This window comes from Shimia sagamensis (genome assembly GCF_900182745.1).
GTDB lineage: Bacteria > Pseudomonadota > Alphaproteobacteria > Rhodobacterales > Rhodobacteraceae > Shimia > Shimia sagamensis.
On sequence record NZ_FXTY01000008.1, the window covers coordinates 119,252 to 134,212 of the forward strand.

At 56.4% G+C, this 14,961-nt stretch carries 24 protein-coding genes; 23 read left to right on the forward strand and 1 reads right to left on the reverse strand.

All coding sequences use genetic code 11. The annotated features are described in order from the left end of the window. Positions 1 to 101 precede the first annotated feature (101 nt). Complete coding sequence (locus QOL67_RS18255; RefSeq protein WP_283427420.1) at positions 102 to 416, reverse strand: hypothetical protein; 315 nt, start codon at positions 414 to 416, stop codon at positions 102 to 104. A 526-nt stretch (positions 417 to 942) separates the two neighbouring features. On the opposite strand from QOL67_RS18255, the gene QOL67_RS18260 reads away from it, so the two are divergent. The 23 genes from QOL67_RS18260 to QOL67_RS18370 all read left to right on the forward strand — a co-directional run bounded on the left by QOL67_RS18260 (position 943) and on the right by QOL67_RS18370 (position 14,899). Then, on the forward strand, positions 943 to 1,269 hold the full coding sequence (locus QOL67_RS18260; RefSeq protein WP_283427421.1) for a hypothetical protein: 327 nt from the start codon (positions 943 to 945) through the stop codon (positions 1,267 to 1,269). After that, a complete protein-coding gene (locus QOL67_RS18265) occupies positions 1,266 to 2,024 on the forward strand; it encodes a DNA-methyltransferase (protein ID WP_283427422.1) in 759 nt (252 codons plus the stop codon). Before QOL67_RS18260 ends, QOL67_RS18265 begins: the two co-directional genes overlap by 4 nt. Beyond that, positions 2,021 to 2,407 (forward strand): hypothetical protein, encoded by a 387-nt coding sequence (locus QOL67_RS18270; protein WP_283427423.1) that lies wholly within the window; start codon positions 2,021 to 2,023, stop codon positions 2,405 to 2,407. The genes QOL67_RS18265 and QOL67_RS18270 overlap by 4 nt, the downstream gene beginning before the upstream one ends. Next, positions 2,404 to 3,054 (forward strand): hypothetical protein, encoded by a 651-nt coding sequence (locus tag QOL67_RS18275; RefSeq protein ID WP_283427424.1) that lies wholly within the window; start codon positions 2,404 to 2,406, stop codon positions 3,052 to 3,054. Before QOL67_RS18270 ends, QOL67_RS18275 begins: the two co-directional genes overlap by 4 nt. Then, positions 3,051 to 3,269 (forward strand): DUF3310 domain-containing protein, encoded by a 219-nt coding sequence (locus QOL67_RS18280; protein ID WP_283427425.1) that lies wholly within the window; start codon positions 3,051 to 3,053, stop codon positions 3,267 to 3,269. The genes QOL67_RS18275 and QOL67_RS18280 overlap by 4 nt, the downstream gene beginning before the upstream one ends. Then, complete coding sequence (locus QOL67_RS18285; protein WP_283427426.1) at positions 3,266 to 3,628, forward strand: hypothetical protein; 363 nt, start codon at positions 3,266 to 3,268, stop codon at positions 3,626 to 3,628. Before QOL67_RS18280 ends, QOL67_RS18285 begins: the two co-directional genes overlap by 4 nt. Then, on the forward strand, positions 3,625 to 4,248 hold the full coding sequence (locus QOL67_RS18290; protein WP_283427427.1) for a hypothetical protein: 624 nt from the start codon (positions 3,625 to 3,627) through the stop codon (positions 4,246 to 4,248). Before QOL67_RS18285 ends, QOL67_RS18290 begins: the two co-directional genes overlap by 4 nt. Further along, positions 4,226 to 4,402, forward strand: coding sequence for a hypothetical protein (locus QOL67_RS18295; protein ID WP_283427428.1), 177 nt, complete (start codon positions 4,226 to 4,228; stop codon positions 4,400 to 4,402). Before QOL67_RS18290 ends, QOL67_RS18295 begins: the two co-directional genes overlap by 23 nt. 50 nt (positions 4,403 to 4,452) lie before the next feature. After that, the gene (locus QOL67_RS18300) at positions 4,453 to 5,055 is read left to right on the forward strand and encodes a hypothetical protein (protein ID WP_283427429.1); all 603 of its coding nucleotides are present in this window, start codon (positions 4,453 to 4,455) and stop codon (positions 5,053 to 5,055) included. Beyond that, positions 5,052 to 5,900 carry a hypothetical protein gene (locus tag QOL67_RS18305; RefSeq protein ID WP_283427430.1) on the forward strand — a complete coding sequence of 283 codons (849 nt, stop codon included), beginning with the start codon at positions 5,052 to 5,054 and terminating at the stop codon, positions 5,898 to 5,900. Before QOL67_RS18300 ends, QOL67_RS18305 begins: the two co-directional genes overlap by 4 nt. 276 nt (positions 5,901 to 6,176) lie before the next feature. Further along, positions 6,177 to 6,548 (forward strand): HNH endonuclease, encoded by a 372-nt coding sequence (locus QOL67_RS18310; RefSeq protein ID WP_283427431.1) that lies wholly within the window; start codon positions 6,177 to 6,179, stop codon positions 6,546 to 6,548. A gap of 73 nt (positions 6,549 to 6,621) precedes the next feature. Beyond that, positions 6,622 to 7,140 carry a hypothetical protein gene (locus QOL67_RS18315; RefSeq protein WP_283427432.1) on the forward strand — a complete coding sequence of 173 codons (519 nt, stop codon included), beginning with the start codon at positions 6,622 to 6,624 and terminating at the stop codon, positions 7,138 to 7,140. Between the two features lie 61 nt (positions 7,141 to 7,201). Continuing rightward, positions 7,202 to 8,848, forward strand: coding sequence for a terminase large subunit (locus QOL67_RS18320; RefSeq protein WP_283427433.1), 1,647 nt, complete (start codon positions 7,202 to 7,204; stop codon positions 8,846 to 8,848). Continuing rightward, positions 8,845 to 10,074 (forward strand): phage portal protein, encoded by a 1,230-nt coding sequence (locus tag QOL67_RS18325; RefSeq protein ID WP_283427434.1) that lies wholly within the window; start codon positions 8,845 to 8,847, stop codon positions 10,072 to 10,074. The genes QOL67_RS18320 and QOL67_RS18325 overlap by 4 nt, the downstream gene beginning before the upstream one ends. Further along, complete coding sequence (locus QOL67_RS18330) at positions 10,071 to 10,919, forward strand: head maturation protease, ClpP-related (protein ID WP_283427435.1); 849 nt, start codon at positions 10,071 to 10,073, stop codon at positions 10,917 to 10,919. Before QOL67_RS18325 ends, QOL67_RS18330 begins: the two co-directional genes overlap by 4 nt. A gap of 12 nt (positions 10,920 to 10,931) precedes the next feature. Beyond that, a complete protein-coding gene (locus tag QOL67_RS18335) occupies positions 10,932 to 12,227 on the forward strand; it encodes a phage major capsid protein (RefSeq protein WP_283427436.1) in 1,296 nt (431 codons plus the stop codon). Positions 12,228 to 12,295: 68 nt separating this feature from the next. Next, complete coding sequence (locus tag QOL67_RS18340) at positions 12,296 to 12,646, forward strand: hypothetical protein (protein WP_283427437.1); 351 nt, start codon at positions 12,296 to 12,298, stop codon at positions 12,644 to 12,646. Next, entirely contained in the window at positions 12,643 to 12,936 is a 294-nt protein-coding gene (locus QOL67_RS18345; RefSeq protein WP_283427438.1) for a head-tail connector protein, read from the forward strand. The genes QOL67_RS18340 and QOL67_RS18345 overlap by 4 nt, the downstream gene beginning before the upstream one ends. Then, the gene (locus QOL67_RS18350; protein ID WP_283427439.1) at positions 12,933 to 13,283 is read left to right on the forward strand and encodes a head-tail adaptor protein; all 351 of its coding nucleotides are present in this window, start codon (positions 12,933 to 12,935) and stop codon (positions 13,281 to 13,283) included. The genes QOL67_RS18345 and QOL67_RS18350 overlap by 4 nt, the downstream gene beginning before the upstream one ends. Next, positions 13,280 to 13,735, forward strand: coding sequence for an HK97-gp10 family putative phage morphogenesis protein (locus tag QOL67_RS18355; protein ID WP_283427440.1), 456 nt, complete (start codon positions 13,280 to 13,282; stop codon positions 13,733 to 13,735). Before QOL67_RS18350 ends, QOL67_RS18355 begins: the two co-directional genes overlap by 4 nt. Continuing rightward, on the forward strand, positions 13,735 to 14,088 hold the full coding sequence (gene gp17, locus QOL67_RS18360; RefSeq protein WP_283427441.1) for a tail completion protein gp17: 354 nt from the start codon (positions 13,735 to 13,737) through the stop codon (positions 14,086 to 14,088). Before QOL67_RS18355 ends, gp17 begins: the two co-directional genes overlap by 1 nt. Positions 14,089 to 14,117: 29 nt before the next feature. Next, positions 14,118 to 14,393 (forward strand): hypothetical protein, encoded by a 276-nt coding sequence (locus QOL67_RS18365; protein ID WP_283427442.1) that lies wholly within the window; start codon positions 14,118 to 14,120, stop codon positions 14,391 to 14,393. 59 nt (positions 14,394 to 14,452) lie between these two features. Beyond that, complete coding sequence (locus QOL67_RS18370; RefSeq protein ID WP_283427443.1) at positions 14,453 to 14,899, forward strand: phage tail protein; 447 nt, start codon at positions 14,453 to 14,455, stop codon at positions 14,897 to 14,899. Positions 14,900 to 14,961 lie beyond the last annotated feature (62 nt).

The following is a 14,961-nucleotide window of genomic DNA, read 5'->3' on the forward strand; positions in this document are numbered from 1 at the left end:
TCACAAAAGGAGGACGGCCATGAAAATTACGCGATTTAAGTTACTTGCGCTTGGGTTATCAGAGCCTCGATTGCGCGAAATAAATGACACGATAGAGGGGATCAGTTCCCAAGAAGTGCCAGCAGACTGTCGCGCTTCTCTGGGTTCTGCTCCATCAGCTCAACTAGACGAAGCGTCTCAGGAGACATCTCAATACCAAAAATAACAAATACTGAATTTAGACTATTTGATTTACAGATATCCAAGATCGCGCCAATTGTAGGCTCGCTTCCCGTTTTCATCAGCGCCTGAACGTATCCCGGTCCCTTGTTGGACGCGAGCGAAGCGGCGCGCATTGACAGGCCAGCTTCTTTGATCTGGTCGTTCAGCCGCTGTTTGATTGCGGTGATTTCTTCACTGTTCGCTTGATTGGTCATGCCGTCATTATCCGATATGTCGGATAAAATGGCACGTCCTTAATTTCGGACATTGACTATCCGATATATCGGTCATAGCCATGTGGCATGGCAAATGATGATAACGTATGGCTTGGGCCAGTTGAGCAGCTAGAGACGGAGACGGAGGAACTTGCCGCGTCTCTTCTTGCGCGTGTTGAGTTTCTTTGCGTGAAGCGCGGGTGGTCAGAAGGCTATTTCAGCAAGTTGGCTGCCGGTGATGTCAATGTGGTGAGGCGGCTACGTGACGCGGGCAGAGTGACTGCTGCTAAGATGGCGCAAATAGAGCGCTACCTTGAGGCAGAGGGAGTTCCGACAAGTTCCGCGGCGGAGCCTGCCGAATGACCTGCGCTTGTCACTCCTCCAATTCGACACGCATCACTTGGCCACCACTTTGCGGGCGTGGCCGCGAGTCGTCTTTTTGCCCGCTAACCTCCCTGTTTAACTTGACCCGGTGTGCCTGCCTACTCGCAGCGCATCGGGTCGCTTTTTTTGACGGGGTGGCGGTATGACGGTGCATCGCAGCCTGAGCACGATTGACGCTGAAATAGTGATTGGCAGTGCAGAGTTTTCTGAGAAGCCAGAGCTATTGGAATGTCAAAGGCTTTGGTGTGAGGTGATCCGCGATGCCTTCAAAGTGGCAACAGAGCCGGGCAGTGCAGACACCTTAAGCGAGATTTTGGTGTCGCGGGATTTCTTCCGGGCGTCGGCGCATTTCTACACCATTTGCGGGCTTGGTGGTCTTGAAGGCGATTACATTTTACCGAAGGTGCACCAGCACATGTATAGCCCTGATGTTGTGGCGCGCATGGCGCGGCGCGGGGTGCATTCATGAGCATCGTGCGCGAGGTCACGATTGGCAATATCCGCCTGATCCAAGGGGACATGCGCGCGGTGTTGCCTGAGCTGATCAAGCAGGGCGTGCGTGCCGATTTGTTGGCCACAGACCCGCCATATAAGCTCACATCGGGCGGCAAGGCTTCCAAAGCCATGGGCGGCAAATTTGCGCCATCGGTCTATGACAATTCCGGTGAGTTGATGGCGGTTGTGCCGTGGGAAGACATGGCCCCGGTGATCTATCCCGCGTTGGCCGATGATGCCGACGCCTATGTCATGGCCGAAGACAAAAACATCTTTCGCGCGCACGCCGCCTTTGTTGGGGCGGGGTTTGATTATCACAGCCTTTTGGTTTGGGACAAACTCACCGCCTCGCGGACACGGTATTACCGCAAGCGGTTGGAGCATGTGCTTTACCTGTGGAAGGGCAAGGCGCGTGACATCAATTTTGGTGGCTCTGATCGCATCTTTCGTTGCCCGCGCCCAAAAAACGCGCTGCATCCGACGCAAAAGCCGGTTGATTTGATGGCGCATTACATCGGCAATTCCACCGATGCAGGGCAGTTGGTGCTTGATCCGTTTATGGGGGCGGGCACCACGCTTGTGGCGGCGGCGCAGCTAGGCCGTGCGGCGATTGGCATAGAGCTTGAAAGCGAATGGTTTGATCTGGCCTTTGAGCGAGTGGAGCAGGCCGTTTATGAGGTGTCAAAAAATGCGCCTGTGAGCGCCCATAAGGGGGCTTTGGCGGTATGACTATGCTGGCCCCCATAAGCGCGAATGCACCGGCGGTGCATTTTGACCCAGAGCCGTTTCACGTGGCAGCAAGCCGGGAACTTGCGGCCTATCCGCTGGTTGCGCCCGGTGTGTGCTTCAATCCGATGTGCTCCAGAGACTTCGCACCCAAGCGCCCATGGCAGCTTTATTGCTGCGAAGTCTGCCGCAAGGTGGGTGAAGTGGAAATGCGCAAGGTCGGCCACAAGGCCGCGCCTGCACTTCTGGCGTGGCGCATGGGCAAATATGAGCGCGACGACACCGCGCTGCGCGACCTGTCCAAAGCGGGCCGCAACTATGTCAGCAACCTGCAATCCGCGTGGTGGAATGACCGCCGCGCGCGGGCGGAAAGGGGGCGGGCATGATCGAAGCATTTCGCGAGGCCCATGGTCAACCACGAGCGCGGGCGTTCTGTTCTTCCTGTGATCGCGAACCGGAGGTTTTTGCCTGTGAGCACGAACCGTCGCGCCGCAAAAAAGTGCCAACCGTCGTGGCGGGTATGGCGCACAAGAAACTTCAAAACATGGGTTGGGTCGTCAGCGGTGGCAAGCTTCGGTGCCCGACCTGCGAGGCCAAGAGAAAGGCGGTAAGTATGGCACATGCAAGCCAAACCAAAGCGGCCCCAGCGGCGCAGCTAAATGAGCCAACACGGGCGCAAAAACGCCAGATCATGGATTTGCTCGGCGAGGTCTATGACGTTGATGCAGGGCGCTATCTCGGTGGCGATACCGATGACACCGTGGCCAGCGTTTTGGACATGATGCCGGGGTGGGTCGCGCAGTTGCGTGAGGAGTTTTTTGGCGCTGATGGTGGCAACGACGATATGGACGCTGCTTTGCGGGATATCCGAAAGGTTGTCGAAGACATCACCGAATTGCTTTCGTCCGGTCGCACGCTTGTTGAGCTTGGCACAAAGAAGCTGGAGCAGGCGCAGGCGCTGGAATCGCAAGTTGCAAAAATCAAAGTTGCGGTTGGCCCGCGCGGGCTGAAAAAGGCAGGGGTGCAGGCATGAGCGATCCAGTCAATCATCCGGCCCATTACGCTTCACATCCAAGCGGTGTGGAGTGCATCGATATCGTCGAACACATGAATTTCTCCCTTGGCAACGCTGTCAAATATATCTGGCGGGCGGGCTTGAAAGGTGACGACATCGAAGACCTTGAGAAGGCTGAGTTCTATATCAAGCGTGAGCTAGCGCGGCGGCGTACGGCCAGGGGGCAGGGATGATTGAGATCAACGCCACATCCCAAGCGCTCAGCGTGGTGCTGGAAGAGGTCTCGCAGGGCGTCAGCTACATTTACGTTGTGCCATCGCACATAGATATCGCGCAATCCATGGCATTGGCCAGCCAGCTGCGCACGCCAACCGGTAAAAACCGGAGCCGGATCATGCAATTTGGCGATGCCATACTTCGGTTCGCCCCGGCGGCCAATGATCCCACGGCAACGACGCGCGCGTGGGGAGGGTTGGTTGAAATTGACCCTGAAGTCTTTCTCGCGGTGGACAGCGCGGATGCGCAGGCGTGGCGCGGTGTGCAGTTGGTCTGCGCTTCACGGTTTGCACGCGACAATCGGAGGACGTCATGACCGAAACCAAACCGCGTTTGCAGGTGGTCGAAGACGACACGATTGCAGACTACCCGATTTCCGCCACGGTGCGCCTGGACAGTCATTTCTTTGTGCCATGGAACCTCAAACGCTGGCGAGGCAGTGAGTTTCGCCGCCATGGCTACGCGGACCCGGCGGTTGGGTTCTTTGGCATGGAACTGTTCTTTGTGGCGCAGGATGAAACACCCATCGGCACCTTGCCGGTGGATGATGACTCTCTGGCTTTTCTGTTGCGGATGCCTGTGGAGCGCTGGAAAGAGCTTAAGGCGCGGGCGCAGTCTCCGCTGCATGGCTGGTATCAGGTGCAGTGCGACAATGGCCAGATGCGGCTTGCCCATAAGGTGGTCACCGAAGTGGCGCTGGATGCCATCGGGGCCAAGGCGCGCAACGATGCCAAACACGCGGACGACCGGATGCGCAAGCGGCTCAACACCATTGCCAAGCATCTGCGTGAGAGCATCAACGGCGCGGCCATGTATGCCGACAACGAGGAGCTGGTGAATCAGATCAGTGATTGGGTGGAGGTCGCCTATCCGGGTGGCAGCGCCACGGTCAAACGCATCAAAGAGGCGCTAAATGCTTTGTCAACGCGCCGCTGAGACAGCTTCAATTTCTTCCGCCAATTCTTCCGCTGGAAGTTTTGGAAATTCTTTGCGCCGTTTTTGGAAGTTTTCGTTTCTTCCGAAAACCGCGCCGCTGAAAGGAAAGGAGAAGAAATTAAAAGAAAAAGAAACTTCCGAGGCACGGCAATAATTGGCGTTTTGGCCTGTGGATAAGTGGGATTTGCAGAGAAGGGGAAAGGCATGGATGCGGCAGCGCAGGCAGAAGGTGAAAAGCGAGTGATGGCGCTTTTGTTTGATCCGTTGGAGGGGTTGGGACTTGGTAAGCCTACCACCACCAACAAGGCGGGTTATGAGAAAATGAAGCGCATGGTGTGCGGGTGTTTGGCACATCTGACAGAGGCACAGCTTGGCGAGTTGCGCGAGTGGGCGCAGGCCCATCCCGGCGGGCCGCAAAAGGATCGGGTGCCAAATGGTCAGGTGTTGTTGGCGCGAGTGAAGGACACCACGCGGCCTACGGGTGGCAAATCGGTATCGCCGTTGATGCAGGAGGTGTTTTCCAACCAGCTTGGCGCAGATGCCATCAAAGGTGGATGGGCACCGGAGTTAATGAAGTGGTTTCGCGTCGTGCCTTTGGGCGAGCGCAAGTGGCCGCAAGGCTACACGGTGAGTCAGATCAAGAAAGACGCCTATCAGTCCATTCGGCGGCAACGGGATATTCAAATGCGCTTGGATCGACGCGACGCCATCTCGGCGGAGGATCAGGCATTCTATGACGGGCGTGAAGCGGCGATGCAGGAATGCCGCGACGTGCGCAAGCAAAACACAAAAGGGGCAGCGGCATGACGGATCAGCAGGTGATTGTGGTTGGGGCAAACGGTGTTGCACGTTTGGTTGCACGTTTGGTTGAGCAACGGGCGCAGGAAGAATCGGCGCGGATAGCGGCGGTCAAGGCGCGTGGCGCTGTCCCGCCGGAGGTTGGGCCGGATGTGATAGAAGCGCCCGCGCGTGGGCCGGTGCGCATGTCTGATCAAAGGCGCATGGTGCGCACGGATGGCGGTGGCATGGTTCGGGTGCATGATGGCTATCAGGGTCGCAAGACATTGCACCGGGCCGATGCCTTTGACGTGATCCAAGCTAAGGCCCGTGCCGCCCATACCAAGGCCACGCGCAAGGCAGAGCAGGCAGGGCAGGCCGTGCCGGTGTGGTGCGCACCGTTCTCGCCTGGTCAGGTGGCTATGGGGCGTCATTACCGTGATCTTGTGGAGCGATGGGAGTGCGCGGGCGTCAAGTGTTCGTCGCTGGAAAGCCTGTCACAGGGCAGCAGCGGCACGGGTGGCGATTTCATGGATGCGGTGTTGGCGGACGGGCAGCGTGTCGACTTGCTGCGCCGTCGCATTGGCACGGGTGTTGCGTTGGCGGTGCGCCGTGTGCGTCCAACCAATCGCCATAAGCGCGGCTTGATCCTAGATCGCTACCTTGTGGATGCGGTGTGTCTTCGAGAGAAGAGCGTCACGGATGTGTTGCGCGCCAGTGGTTGGGTCAAGGACGGGCAGAGCGCCAAGGGTGAACACGTGAAGGCGTTGGTTGCTTCCTTGGGCGTTGCTTTGGACCGTATGGCGGGGCCAATGCGTTGCCCACGCATGGCATCGGCGGCGTTTGGCGGTGGCTGTGTTCCGCTGTTTGAGTGAGTCGCGGCACTGTGTTGGAAGTGATTGACATTTAGTTGTTTGGTAACAGGTGGTTATAAGATAGTTATTGACGCCAAAGTCGTCAGCCCCTTACTAAATATGCATCATCTACAAGAACGCCCACGGGAAACCGTCGGGCGTTTTGCTTTTGAAGAGCACGATCCGACAGCCGGAGTGGTGCCCGACGGAAGCACTGAAGTGAGCGCTGGCCGGATGAGATGCTGCTACGGCGGCGCGCTGGCGTTCACGACATTCAAGTTGGTGAGGGAGCAGGACATGGGACGCCTATCGGGTCGTGGCCTTCCGCCTCGTCTTGGCCGGGAGCCTTCCCGGTTTGGGACAGCTCCCAAATCAGAGGCGGATCGAAGTCGCCAGCGTGATGCCACGCAAGCATGGCGCGCCTGGTACAAGACATCGAAGTGGCAAAAGTTGCGGCGCATCATTCTGAAGCGTGACGGCTACATCTGCCAGAAGACGGGCGTCGCCTTGGTCGGCAAGTATCCTGCGCCTAATAGCCCGGTGGTCGACCACAAGGTTCCGCACCGTGGTGATCCAGATCTGTTCTGGGATCAGGACAATCTTCAGGCTGTCTCAAAGGCCTACCACGACACAACGAAACAGAGCTTGGAGAAGCGCGGTCTCGCATAGGGAGGGGGGGGTGAAAAGTCCCCAACCTGCCAAAGCCCAGACCCGCACTCCTAGCTGTCGGAGATTTTTTTTCGTGAGTGATGAAAATCAGACTGTTGTAGACCTGTTCGGCAATGAACGATATCTCACGCCTCGAACCAAAGGGCGTCCGGCATTTGAGTGGACGGAAGAAAACTCCAATAAAGTCAGTATGTTACTGGCGATGGGGTGGAGTAATGACCGGATTGCGGGGTGTGTCCTCGATCCACGGACCGGTAAACCGATTAGTGTGCCCACTCTAAAACGGCATTTTAGATCCGAGCTAAAGGTTCGCGCCTTTGCACGAGATCGCTTGCTGGCTCTCCGCCTTATGCAAACTTTCGATCAGGCGGAGAACGGAAACGTAGGTGCGCAGCGTTTGTTTGATCAGATGGTCGCAAGAAACGATCTTATGAGTGCTGAAGATCGCGTCAAAAATCGCGCCAAAGACAACTCGCCCCCAAAGCCGGTGGCGTTAGGGAAGAAGGAGCAAAATGCGTTTGACGCTGAAGAGGCGGAAGCGCGTTTGTCGGAAGAACTGAAGGGGGAAGCCGGTGCCGCTCGACCAAATTGAACCGGCTCCAAGATTTGCTTGCCCTGATTGGTGGGAGAAGTTGCAGCGGGGCGAAACGCCGATGGCGGATGTTCCGGTCAATGACGATCGGGCGGCTCGGGCGCTCGCCTTCTTCAACCGCCTTCGATTGCCAGACGTACCTGGCAATCCGCGCTTGGCCGACGCTTGCGGGCCGTGGTTCAAGGACATTCTCATTGTCTTTCTGGCCAGTGAAGATCCCGAAACTAAAGAACGCCTAGTTTGGGAATTGCTGTGTGCGGTCCCAAAGAAGAGCTCAAAATCGACCTATTCGGCAGCGCTTGGAATTACTGCGCTCTACATGGAAGAAACACCAAACGGCCAAATGCTGTTGATCGGTCCCAGTCAGAACATTTCTGCTCGATGCTTTGACCAGGCACAGGCGATGATTGAGCTGGACGACGATCTTGTGCAGATTTTCCACGTTCAGGATCACCTGAAGAAGATCACGCGCAAAAAGACCAAAACAGTGTTGGAGGTCAAAACCTTTGACACCGGGATTATCACTGGCGAGATCCCGATCCTGACAATCATCGATGAGGTGCACGAGCTCGGAAAGAAGGCAAAAGCGGCAAAGGTGATGCAGCAGATCCGTGGGGGTGGGATCACGCAAACTGGCGGTCAGCTTTTGATGATCACCACCCAATCCGATGAGCGTCCTGCGGGTATCTGGAAGTCTGAAATCGCAAAAGCCCGGCGTATTCGGGACGGCGAGGCTGGGCCAAAACCAATCATGTTGCCTGTGCTGTATGAGTTTCCGATCGAGCTTCAGAAAGACGAAATGTTTTGGCGGGACGTCAAGAACTGGCACTACGTGCTACCCAATCTTGGGTGGTCGATTAATCTCGACCGTTTGGAAGCTGACTACGTCAACAATGGGTCAGTAGACAAAGAGAAGGAACAGATCTGGGTCAGTCAGCACCTCAATATTGAGATTGGCATTGGCCTGAAAAACGATCGCTGGACTGGTGCCGATTTTTGGGAGGGCGCAGTTCATGGTTTGACGTTTGGGGAACTGCTTGAACGAAGCGAAGTGATTACTGCCGGAATTGATCCGGGCGGACAGGATGACCTCCTTTCGTTTTCTCTGATTGGCCGCAACCGCGACACGGGCGCTTGGATGCATTGGGCCAAACATTATGCTGATTTTATAGTTTTGGAACGTCGCAAATCGATCGCGCCAGAGTTGGCCGATTTTGAGAAAGATGGCGATTTGCTCATGGTTCACGATCTCGAAGAAGAGGCTTACAGCGACATTGCCAAGATGTGCGCCGAGGTCAGGGATCTTGGGCTGTTTCCAGAGGAAAACGGCATCGGCATCGATGGCGCGGGAAAAGCCGCAAACCTGGCGGTAGATGCGTTGGAAGAAGAAGATTTTGATGCCGCGAAACACCTTCAGGCGATTAGTCAAGGTTACCGGTTGAACAACATCGCAGCGACTGTGGCGGTGAAGTTGAAGGGCGGGTCATTCCTGCATTCTGGCCAAGAGATCATGTCTTGGTGCGTGGAGAACACAAAAATGTATCAACGAGCGAATGCCGAGTATCCCTCCAAAGAGGAAAGCGGCGGGGGCAAGATTGATGGCACCATGTCGCTGCTTGACGCCGCTGAATTGATGTCTTGGCATCCAAAGGCAGCGCCACGCGTTGACTTTGATGGGTTCTTGGCGAAACCGGTGATGGTTGTATGATTAAGTTTCTGAAGGCAGCCATACGTGGGGTGAAGGCAGAGTTGGCGGCGGGCGAGAGTGGCTGGGTCACTCTTTCGGCTACAGATGCCTTGTCTGCGGGTGGTTATGCCTCCCACGCGGGCAAATCCGTGTCGCCGAAAACGGCGATGGAAGTCTCCGCTGTCTGGGATTGCGTGCGAAAGACATCCGAAGTGGTTTCTACATTGCCAGCGTCTCTTTATGAGCGGCAGGCAGATGGCTCCAAAGTTCGCATAGACAATGATCTGTCTGACATCTTGACCCGCGCACCAAATACCAGCCAAACCGCGACGGAGTTCTGGGAAGGTGGGACTGCACAGACGGTTTTGCGCGGCAATGGATACTCTGAGCGATTGCTAATTAAGGATCGGTTGGTTGGTTTACGTCCGCTCTTCAATGTGACGCCAAAGCGTCTGCCTGGTGGCGGTTTTAGCTATCGGGTGGTGGATCGCGGCAAATCCTATGAAATGCCGGCAAGCAAAGTGTTTCATCTTCGCGGCTTTGGTCCTGGTGATGGCCTCGGCATGTCAGCGATCGCCTATGGAGCCAATTCGATAGGTGCTGCTTTGGCAGCGGATGAGACTGCTGGGTCCGTGTTTTCAAACATGATGATGGCCGCAGCGGTCCTGGAATCTGATCAAGGACTGTCATCTGATCAGCGCGATCAGTTGCAGGAGATGCTGTCCACATTTGTAGGATCCAAGAAGGCCGGTAAAACACTGGTTTTGGAGGCAGGACTCAAACATCGCGCTGTCCAAATGAACCCTGAAGACGCGCAGCTCCTGGAGACACGCCAATTCGGTGTCGAGGATGTTTGTCGTTGGTTTGGTGTTCCTCCGATTGTCATTGGCCATGCGCCCAAAGGGCAAACCATGTGGGGCAGTGGCGTTGAAGCCATCATGCTGAGTTGGCTGACGTTGGGAATTAATCCGCTCCTGAAGCGCATTGAAGCCAGGATCGCAAAAGACCTGATCCCACCTTCCAAGCGCGGCAAATGGGTTTTTGAGTGGAACCGTGAAGGCATGCTGCAGATGGACAGCAAGGCAAAGGGTGAGTTCCTCTCGAAAATGGGCAGCTCTGGCACGATGACAGCAAATGAGCGCCGGTCGAAGCTGAACTTGCCGCCTCACGATGATCCTGCGGCTGACAGCCTCACAGCACAATCGGCTTTGGTGCCGCTCGAAGATCTCGGAAAGGACAAGACATGAGCTTGCGTGACCTGCCCGCCGTTGCGGTGCCAACAAAACCTGCTGTGCGTACAGAGGTGACAGAGAAAGCGGTCAATCGCTGGAACCCGGATGTCCGTGCTGCATCAACCGGTGGAGATGAGCGGACACTCTCGATTTTGGAGCCGATCGGCGAAGATTGGTTTGGTGACGGTGTGTCCTCCAAGCGCATTGCGGCTGCTCTGCGCCATTTGGGGCCCGGACCAGTTACCGCAAACGTAAACAGTCCGGGCGGCGACTTCTTTGAAGGGCTGACAATTTACAATTTGCTGCGTGAACACGACGGTGAAGTGACAATTAAGATCCTCGGCATGGCAGCGTCGGCAGCGTCGATCATTGCCATGGCTGGCGATACCATTCAGATGGCGCGCGCCAGCTTTATGATGATCCACAACACTTGGGTTTTGGCTGCGGGCGATCGGCACGCGTTTCGCGATGTTGCAGATTGGCTTGAACCGTTTGATCAGGCTGCCGTGAGTATCTACGGCGCGCGCACTGGTATCGGCGAAAAAGAGCTGGGCAAAATGCTGGATAAGGAAACTTGGATCGGCGGAGACGCGGCGATCGATAAAGGGTTTGCTGACAGCTTGCTGGCGTCCGATGAAATCGCTGCAGAGGCGCAAAACGCCACGGAGCTTTCTCCCAAAGCTGCCCAAAAGAAACTGGATCTGGTTCTCGCAACCGGCAACCGGATCCCAAAGTCTGAGCGCCGCAACCTGCTGGCCGCTTTGAAAGGGGGCAAGTCTGGCGCTGCCCCAACCGGCACGTCTGGCGCTGCCGTTTCCGACTTGGCGCAAAAGGCGCTGGATAAAATCAACTCAATGTAACGGAGAAATCCAATGCGAAAACTCGCAATGCCCGCCATTTCTGTGGCGGCACTCGCAGCCACGTGCCCAAACGGTGTGATTGGCTCCCCGCTGTCAGATGCTGGTGACGCTGAAACCATGCTGGTTGAAGTGAACCAAAAGCTGGACAAACTGAACGGCGAAGTGAAACAGACCGCTGAGACCGCGCTAAAAGAAGCGAAGGATGCTGGTGAGGTGTCTGCAGAGGTGAAGCAGACTGCCGACAAACTGCTGAGCCAACAGACCGCAATGAACAAGGTGGTCGAAGACCTGAAGGCCTTGGTCGAAGGCATGGACGGCAAGGTCAAAGACGTCTCTCAGCAGGTTGCCGAGGGCATGCCTTCCGGCAGCTCGGTGCAATCGTTCGGTCAGGCTGCGGTGGCTGCGGCCGGCGATCGTCTGCAGGCCTATGCTGGCGGTACTCTGACTCTGAACGTGGAAAACGCCATCACCACTGCTGCAGGCTCCGGTGGTGGCATGATTTTCCACACTGAAGAGCGAGATCCGGTCGAGATGGCGCGTCGTCAGCTGAAAATCGTCGACTTGATTAGTCGCGGTTCTACCGACACCGACAAGGTGAAATATACCAAACAAACCACCCGTACCGATGGCACCAGCATGGTGGCAGAGCAGGGCACTTATGGTGCCAGCAGCTATGGCTGGTCCAAAGCCGAAGCCGATGTGCGCAAAATTGGCCATATCACCCACATCTCGGAAGAGGCGATGAAAGACGCCGCGCAGCTTCAGACGATGGTTGATACTGAGTTGCGATATGGCTGTGAGTTGAAGTTGGAAACGCAAGTTTTGGCTGGTGACAATACTGGCGAAAACCTGGGCGGCTTGCTCCCCAACGCAACCCCATTCTTGGCTGCAAACGGTTTGCCAAATGCCACCCGCATTGATCGTCTGCGCCTGGCCATTCTGCAGGTGGCGCTGGCGGACCATGTGGCTGACGGCATCACCCTTAACCCAACCGATTGGGCGGCGATCGAGTTGCTTAAAGACGGCAACGGTCGGTTCATTTGGGGCAACCCGGGTACTGGCAACGGCCCAACGCTTTGGGGCAAGCCTGTTGTGGAAAGCAACAGCATGTCGGCAGGCGAATGGCTGGTCGGCGCGTTTAAAATGGCGGCGACGCTTTATCTGCGCTCTGACGTGGAAGTTCTGATTTCGTCGGAACACGGCACCAACTTTGTCGAAGACATGCTGACCATGAAGGGACGCATGCGCGCCGCGCTTGCAGTGAAGCGTCCAGCATCACTGGTGACTGGCGACTTTACGTTTGTCTGATCAGTCTGGTCGATAACCTGACCAGGGCAGTTGGCTGCCCTGGTCCGCAACCAAGAGAAAGAGCTGCGATGTTTATCAAAGTAAAATCAAGCCGTGACACCTCGGCAGGTCTGTTTCGCGCGGGGCTGGTTTATGATCTGCGAAAGGCGGATGCCAAAACCTTGGATGCAGTGAAACCACATCTCACTGATGGGGGACCATTCAAAAAGCTGTCTGCGAAAGCTGCCGAAAAAGCCTCCAAAGAGTCCGTTGTGACTTTGGGCCCGTCAGATGAAGTTACCGGGGGTGATGCCCCAGATATGCCTTTGGCAACCGATGAGACGGCTGGTGACGACACGCTTGGATCAACGTTTTCTGAAGAGGAAGTTTCTGGCGGCGACGCTTCAGATGGCTCTGTTTCCGAAGGCGATCAGAGTTGAGTAAGCCGGATCTCGATGCGCTCAAGCAGGTCGTCACAGCCACAGATTTTGATGACGATGACGATCTGCTGACGTCTTTCTTGGACGCGGCTTGTGCCCATGTGGAGACCTTCCTTCGCCGGAACTTGGCGACGGATTTTCCAGGAGGCTGGCCGAAACCCATTGCCCAAGCTGCACTCCTTTTGGCAGCGCATTTTTACGAGCATCGTGGGCAGTTATCCGAGGCATCCGAAAGTGGGATGCCAACAATGGTCAAAGATCTGTTGGCCGGGTATCGGAGTTTGGCGTGACCGATGTTCTCCTGCGTGAACGGATCTCCTTCGAAGAGCTGGTACCTGGGGCTGAAAGCACGCTTGGCAACACCCAGAAGACGCCAACGCATCGTTTCTATCGCCGCGCTTGCTTCCTGTTTCTGCGAAGCGGAGAGGGTGTCTTGGCTGGGCGGCTATCGGGCACGCAAAGCATCGTGATGACCGTGCGTAGGTCCGCTGCCGTTGCCGCGATCACCACGACGCAAACAACCAAATGGCAGATCCGCGATAAGACCACAGACATTGTCTACAACATCAAGGCGGTTGAGCCGAACCGGGAAAAGCCGCGCCAACTGATCGACTTCCTTTGTGTGAGCACGTCGTGAAGGTAGGTTTTGACATGCAAGGGCTGCGCGACATCGAGGACGCGTTGGCGGCTCTTCCTAAAGCCACATCTAAAGCGGTGGTGCGTCGGTCTCTCAAAAAGGAGCTGCAGCCGGTGGCGGACATGGCCAATGCGCTCTGGCCCGGAGCGGATGACTCTGCCTTTGCAGTATCGGCAAGGGTCAAACGCACGCAGCCGCAACCAAGTGAAAGTGCCTTTGGAGTGTCCATGTTCGTGGGCAATACACAGGCTGCTCCGCATGCCCATCTTTTGGAATGGGGTACTGCACCCCGTTATCACGAGAGCGGAAAATACGTCGGTGCGGTTGCGCCGCAACCCATGCTGACGCCCGCTTGGGATACGCGAAAAGATCAGATTTTGTCCGGTCTCGCAGCCGCTCTGCGGGCTGAAATTGCCGCCACGGTTTCGCGTCGCGCAAAGAAAGGTCTGTGATGCAGGCACATCTAAAAACACTGCTCGATGGGGTTCTTTCGTGCCCGATAAAGTGGGGGTTTTTCCGTGATGGCGAAGCCCTTCCGCGAGTGACACTCACCCAAATGGGCGGCAAGCGAGATCACACACTGAACACCAAAGGGCTGATGCGGTCGACGGTCCAAATTGATTGCTGGGCTGAAGGCTACGACGAAGCCAAGCTGACAGCCGTCGCCGTGCGCGGCGTTCTGGAGGGCTATCGGGGTGCGCCAATTGTGTTGGCGCGACTGACTGCTGAGCGAGATCACGACGTTGCAGACGCATCCCAAGCCGCACGCGTTTCAGTGACCTTCGCTGTGACGCATCGAGGCTAACCAAAACCCACCCATTTGAGGAGAAGAAGATGTCCAAAGACAAACCCGCTGCGGCGGATCCAAAACCTGTGCCTACTGTTGTCACCGTCAAAGGGGTGAAGTTGGGGCGCCTTCCGCTTGAATCCGGAAAGCCAGGCCATCCCGTTGCATTCTTCAAGGGTGAAGTCCCGCCAGTTGATAGCACCCTCAAATTCACGCTGGAAAATGGCGTGACCTATGCCGGCATCGTCGTCGAAGCAGTCGAAGCTGATGGCGAGGTCATGACCGAGTTCAAAGGCGGGCTGACCCCGCTTTCCAAGAAATAGGCGCTGCCTATTCCCCTGCGCCCCCGCGGCGCTTTTTCCAAACCTGAAAGGAGACTCAAATGGGTCATCAAACTGCCAGCGGGGTAACGCTGGGCATTTACCTAACGCCGCCCGCTTCTCACACCGAGGCCGGATTCGACGCGCTAACTTTCATCCCCGTTGGTGAAATCACCAATGTGGGTGAATTTGGCAAAGAGTGGGCGCTGGTCACGCACAACCCGCTCGCGTCTCGCGGCACCAAAAAGGGCAAAGGCTCTTTCAACAACGGCACGCTGAGCCCGTCGCTGGCACTGGACCCTGGCGATGCAGGCCAGACCGCCATGAAGACGGCGCGCGACAGCGACGACAACGCCTATTTTGCAGTCACGCTGCAGGACGGGACGGTGTTCTACCTGGAGGGCCTCGTGATGTCGTTCAAGCCAAACATCGGCGGTGTTGACGACGTTGTGACAGCGACCACGTCTATCGAAATCCAGCCAAGCGAAATCATCGAAAAGACGGTTTAAACCGCTTCTTGATGGTGGGCCGGGAGGAAGGTGGTTCTATCCTCCCGGCCCAAATGAACCTG

Bases quoted from the DNA above. Each gene is read 5' to 3' on its own strand.
- QOL67_RS18260 (WP_283427421.1), top strand. From the start codon at position 943: ATGACGGTGCATCGCAGCCTGAGCACGATTGACGCTGAAATAGTGATT.
- QOL67_RS18325 (WP_283427434.1), top strand. From the start codon at position 8,845: ATGATTAAGTTTCTGAAGGCAGCCATACGTGGGGTGAAGGCAGAGTTG.
- QOL67_RS18275 (WP_283427424.1), top strand. From the start codon at position 2,404: ATGATCGAAGCATTTCGCGAGGCCCATGGTCAACCACGAGCGCGGGCG.
- gp17 (WP_283427441.1), top strand. From the start codon at position 13,735: ATGCAGGCACATCTAAAAACACTGCTCGATGGGGTTCTTTCGTGCCCG.
- QOL67_RS18320 (WP_283427433.1), top strand. From the start codon at position 7,202: ATGGCGGATGTTCCGGTCAATGACGATCGGGCGGCTCGGGCGCTCGCC.
- QOL67_RS18370 (WP_283427443.1), top strand. From the start codon at position 14,453: ATGGGTCATCAAACTGCCAGCGGGGTAACGCTGGGCATTTACCTAACG.
- QOL67_RS18330 (WP_283427435.1), top strand. From the start codon at position 10,071: ATGAGCTTGCGTGACCTGCCCGCCGTTGCGGTGCCAACAAAACCTGCT.
- QOL67_RS18365 (WP_283427442.1), top strand. From the start codon at position 14,118: ATGTCCAAAGACAAACCCGCTGCGGCGGATCCAAAACCTGTGCCTACT.
- QOL67_RS18295 (WP_283427428.1), top strand. From the start codon at position 4,226: ATGCTTTGTCAACGCGCCGCTGAGACAGCTTCAATTTCTTCCGCCAAT.
- QOL67_RS18335 (WP_283427436.1), top strand. From the start codon at position 10,932: ATGCGAAAACTCGCAATGCCCGCCATTTCTGTGGCGGCACTCGCAGCC.
- QOL67_RS18305 (WP_283427430.1), top strand. From the start codon at position 5,052: ATGACGGATCAGCAGGTGATTGTGGTTGGGGCAAACGGTGTTGCACGT.
- QOL67_RS18340 (WP_283427437.1), top strand. From the start codon at position 12,296: ATGTTTATCAAAGTAAAATCAAGCCGTGACACCTCGGCAGGTCTGTTT.
- QOL67_RS18285 (WP_283427426.1), top strand. From the start codon at position 3,266: ATGATTGAGATCAACGCCACATCCCAAGCGCTCAGCGTGGTGCTGGAA.
- QOL67_RS18255 (WP_283427420.1), bottom strand. From the start codon at position 416: ATGACCAATCAAGCGAACAGTGAAGAAATCACCGCAATCAAACAGCGG.
- QOL67_RS18270 (WP_283427423.1), top strand. From the start codon at position 2,021: ATGACTATGCTGGCCCCCATAAGCGCGAATGCACCGGCGGTGCATTTT.
- QOL67_RS18300 (WP_283427429.1), top strand. From the start codon at position 4,453: ATGGATGCGGCAGCGCAGGCAGAAGGTGAAAAGCGAGTGATGGCGCTT.
- QOL67_RS18310 (WP_283427431.1), top strand. From the start codon at position 6,177: ATGGGACGCCTATCGGGTCGTGGCCTTCCGCCTCGTCTTGGCCGGGAG.
- QOL67_RS18290 (WP_283427427.1), top strand. From the start codon at position 3,625: ATGACCGAAACCAAACCGCGTTTGCAGGTGGTCGAAGACGACACGATT.
- QOL67_RS18280 (WP_283427425.1), top strand. From the start codon at position 3,051: ATGAGCGATCCAGTCAATCATCCGGCCCATTACGCTTCACATCCAAGC.
- QOL67_RS18265 (WP_283427422.1), top strand. From the start codon at position 1,266: ATGAGCATCGTGCGCGAGGTCACGATTGGCAATATCCGCCTGATCCAA.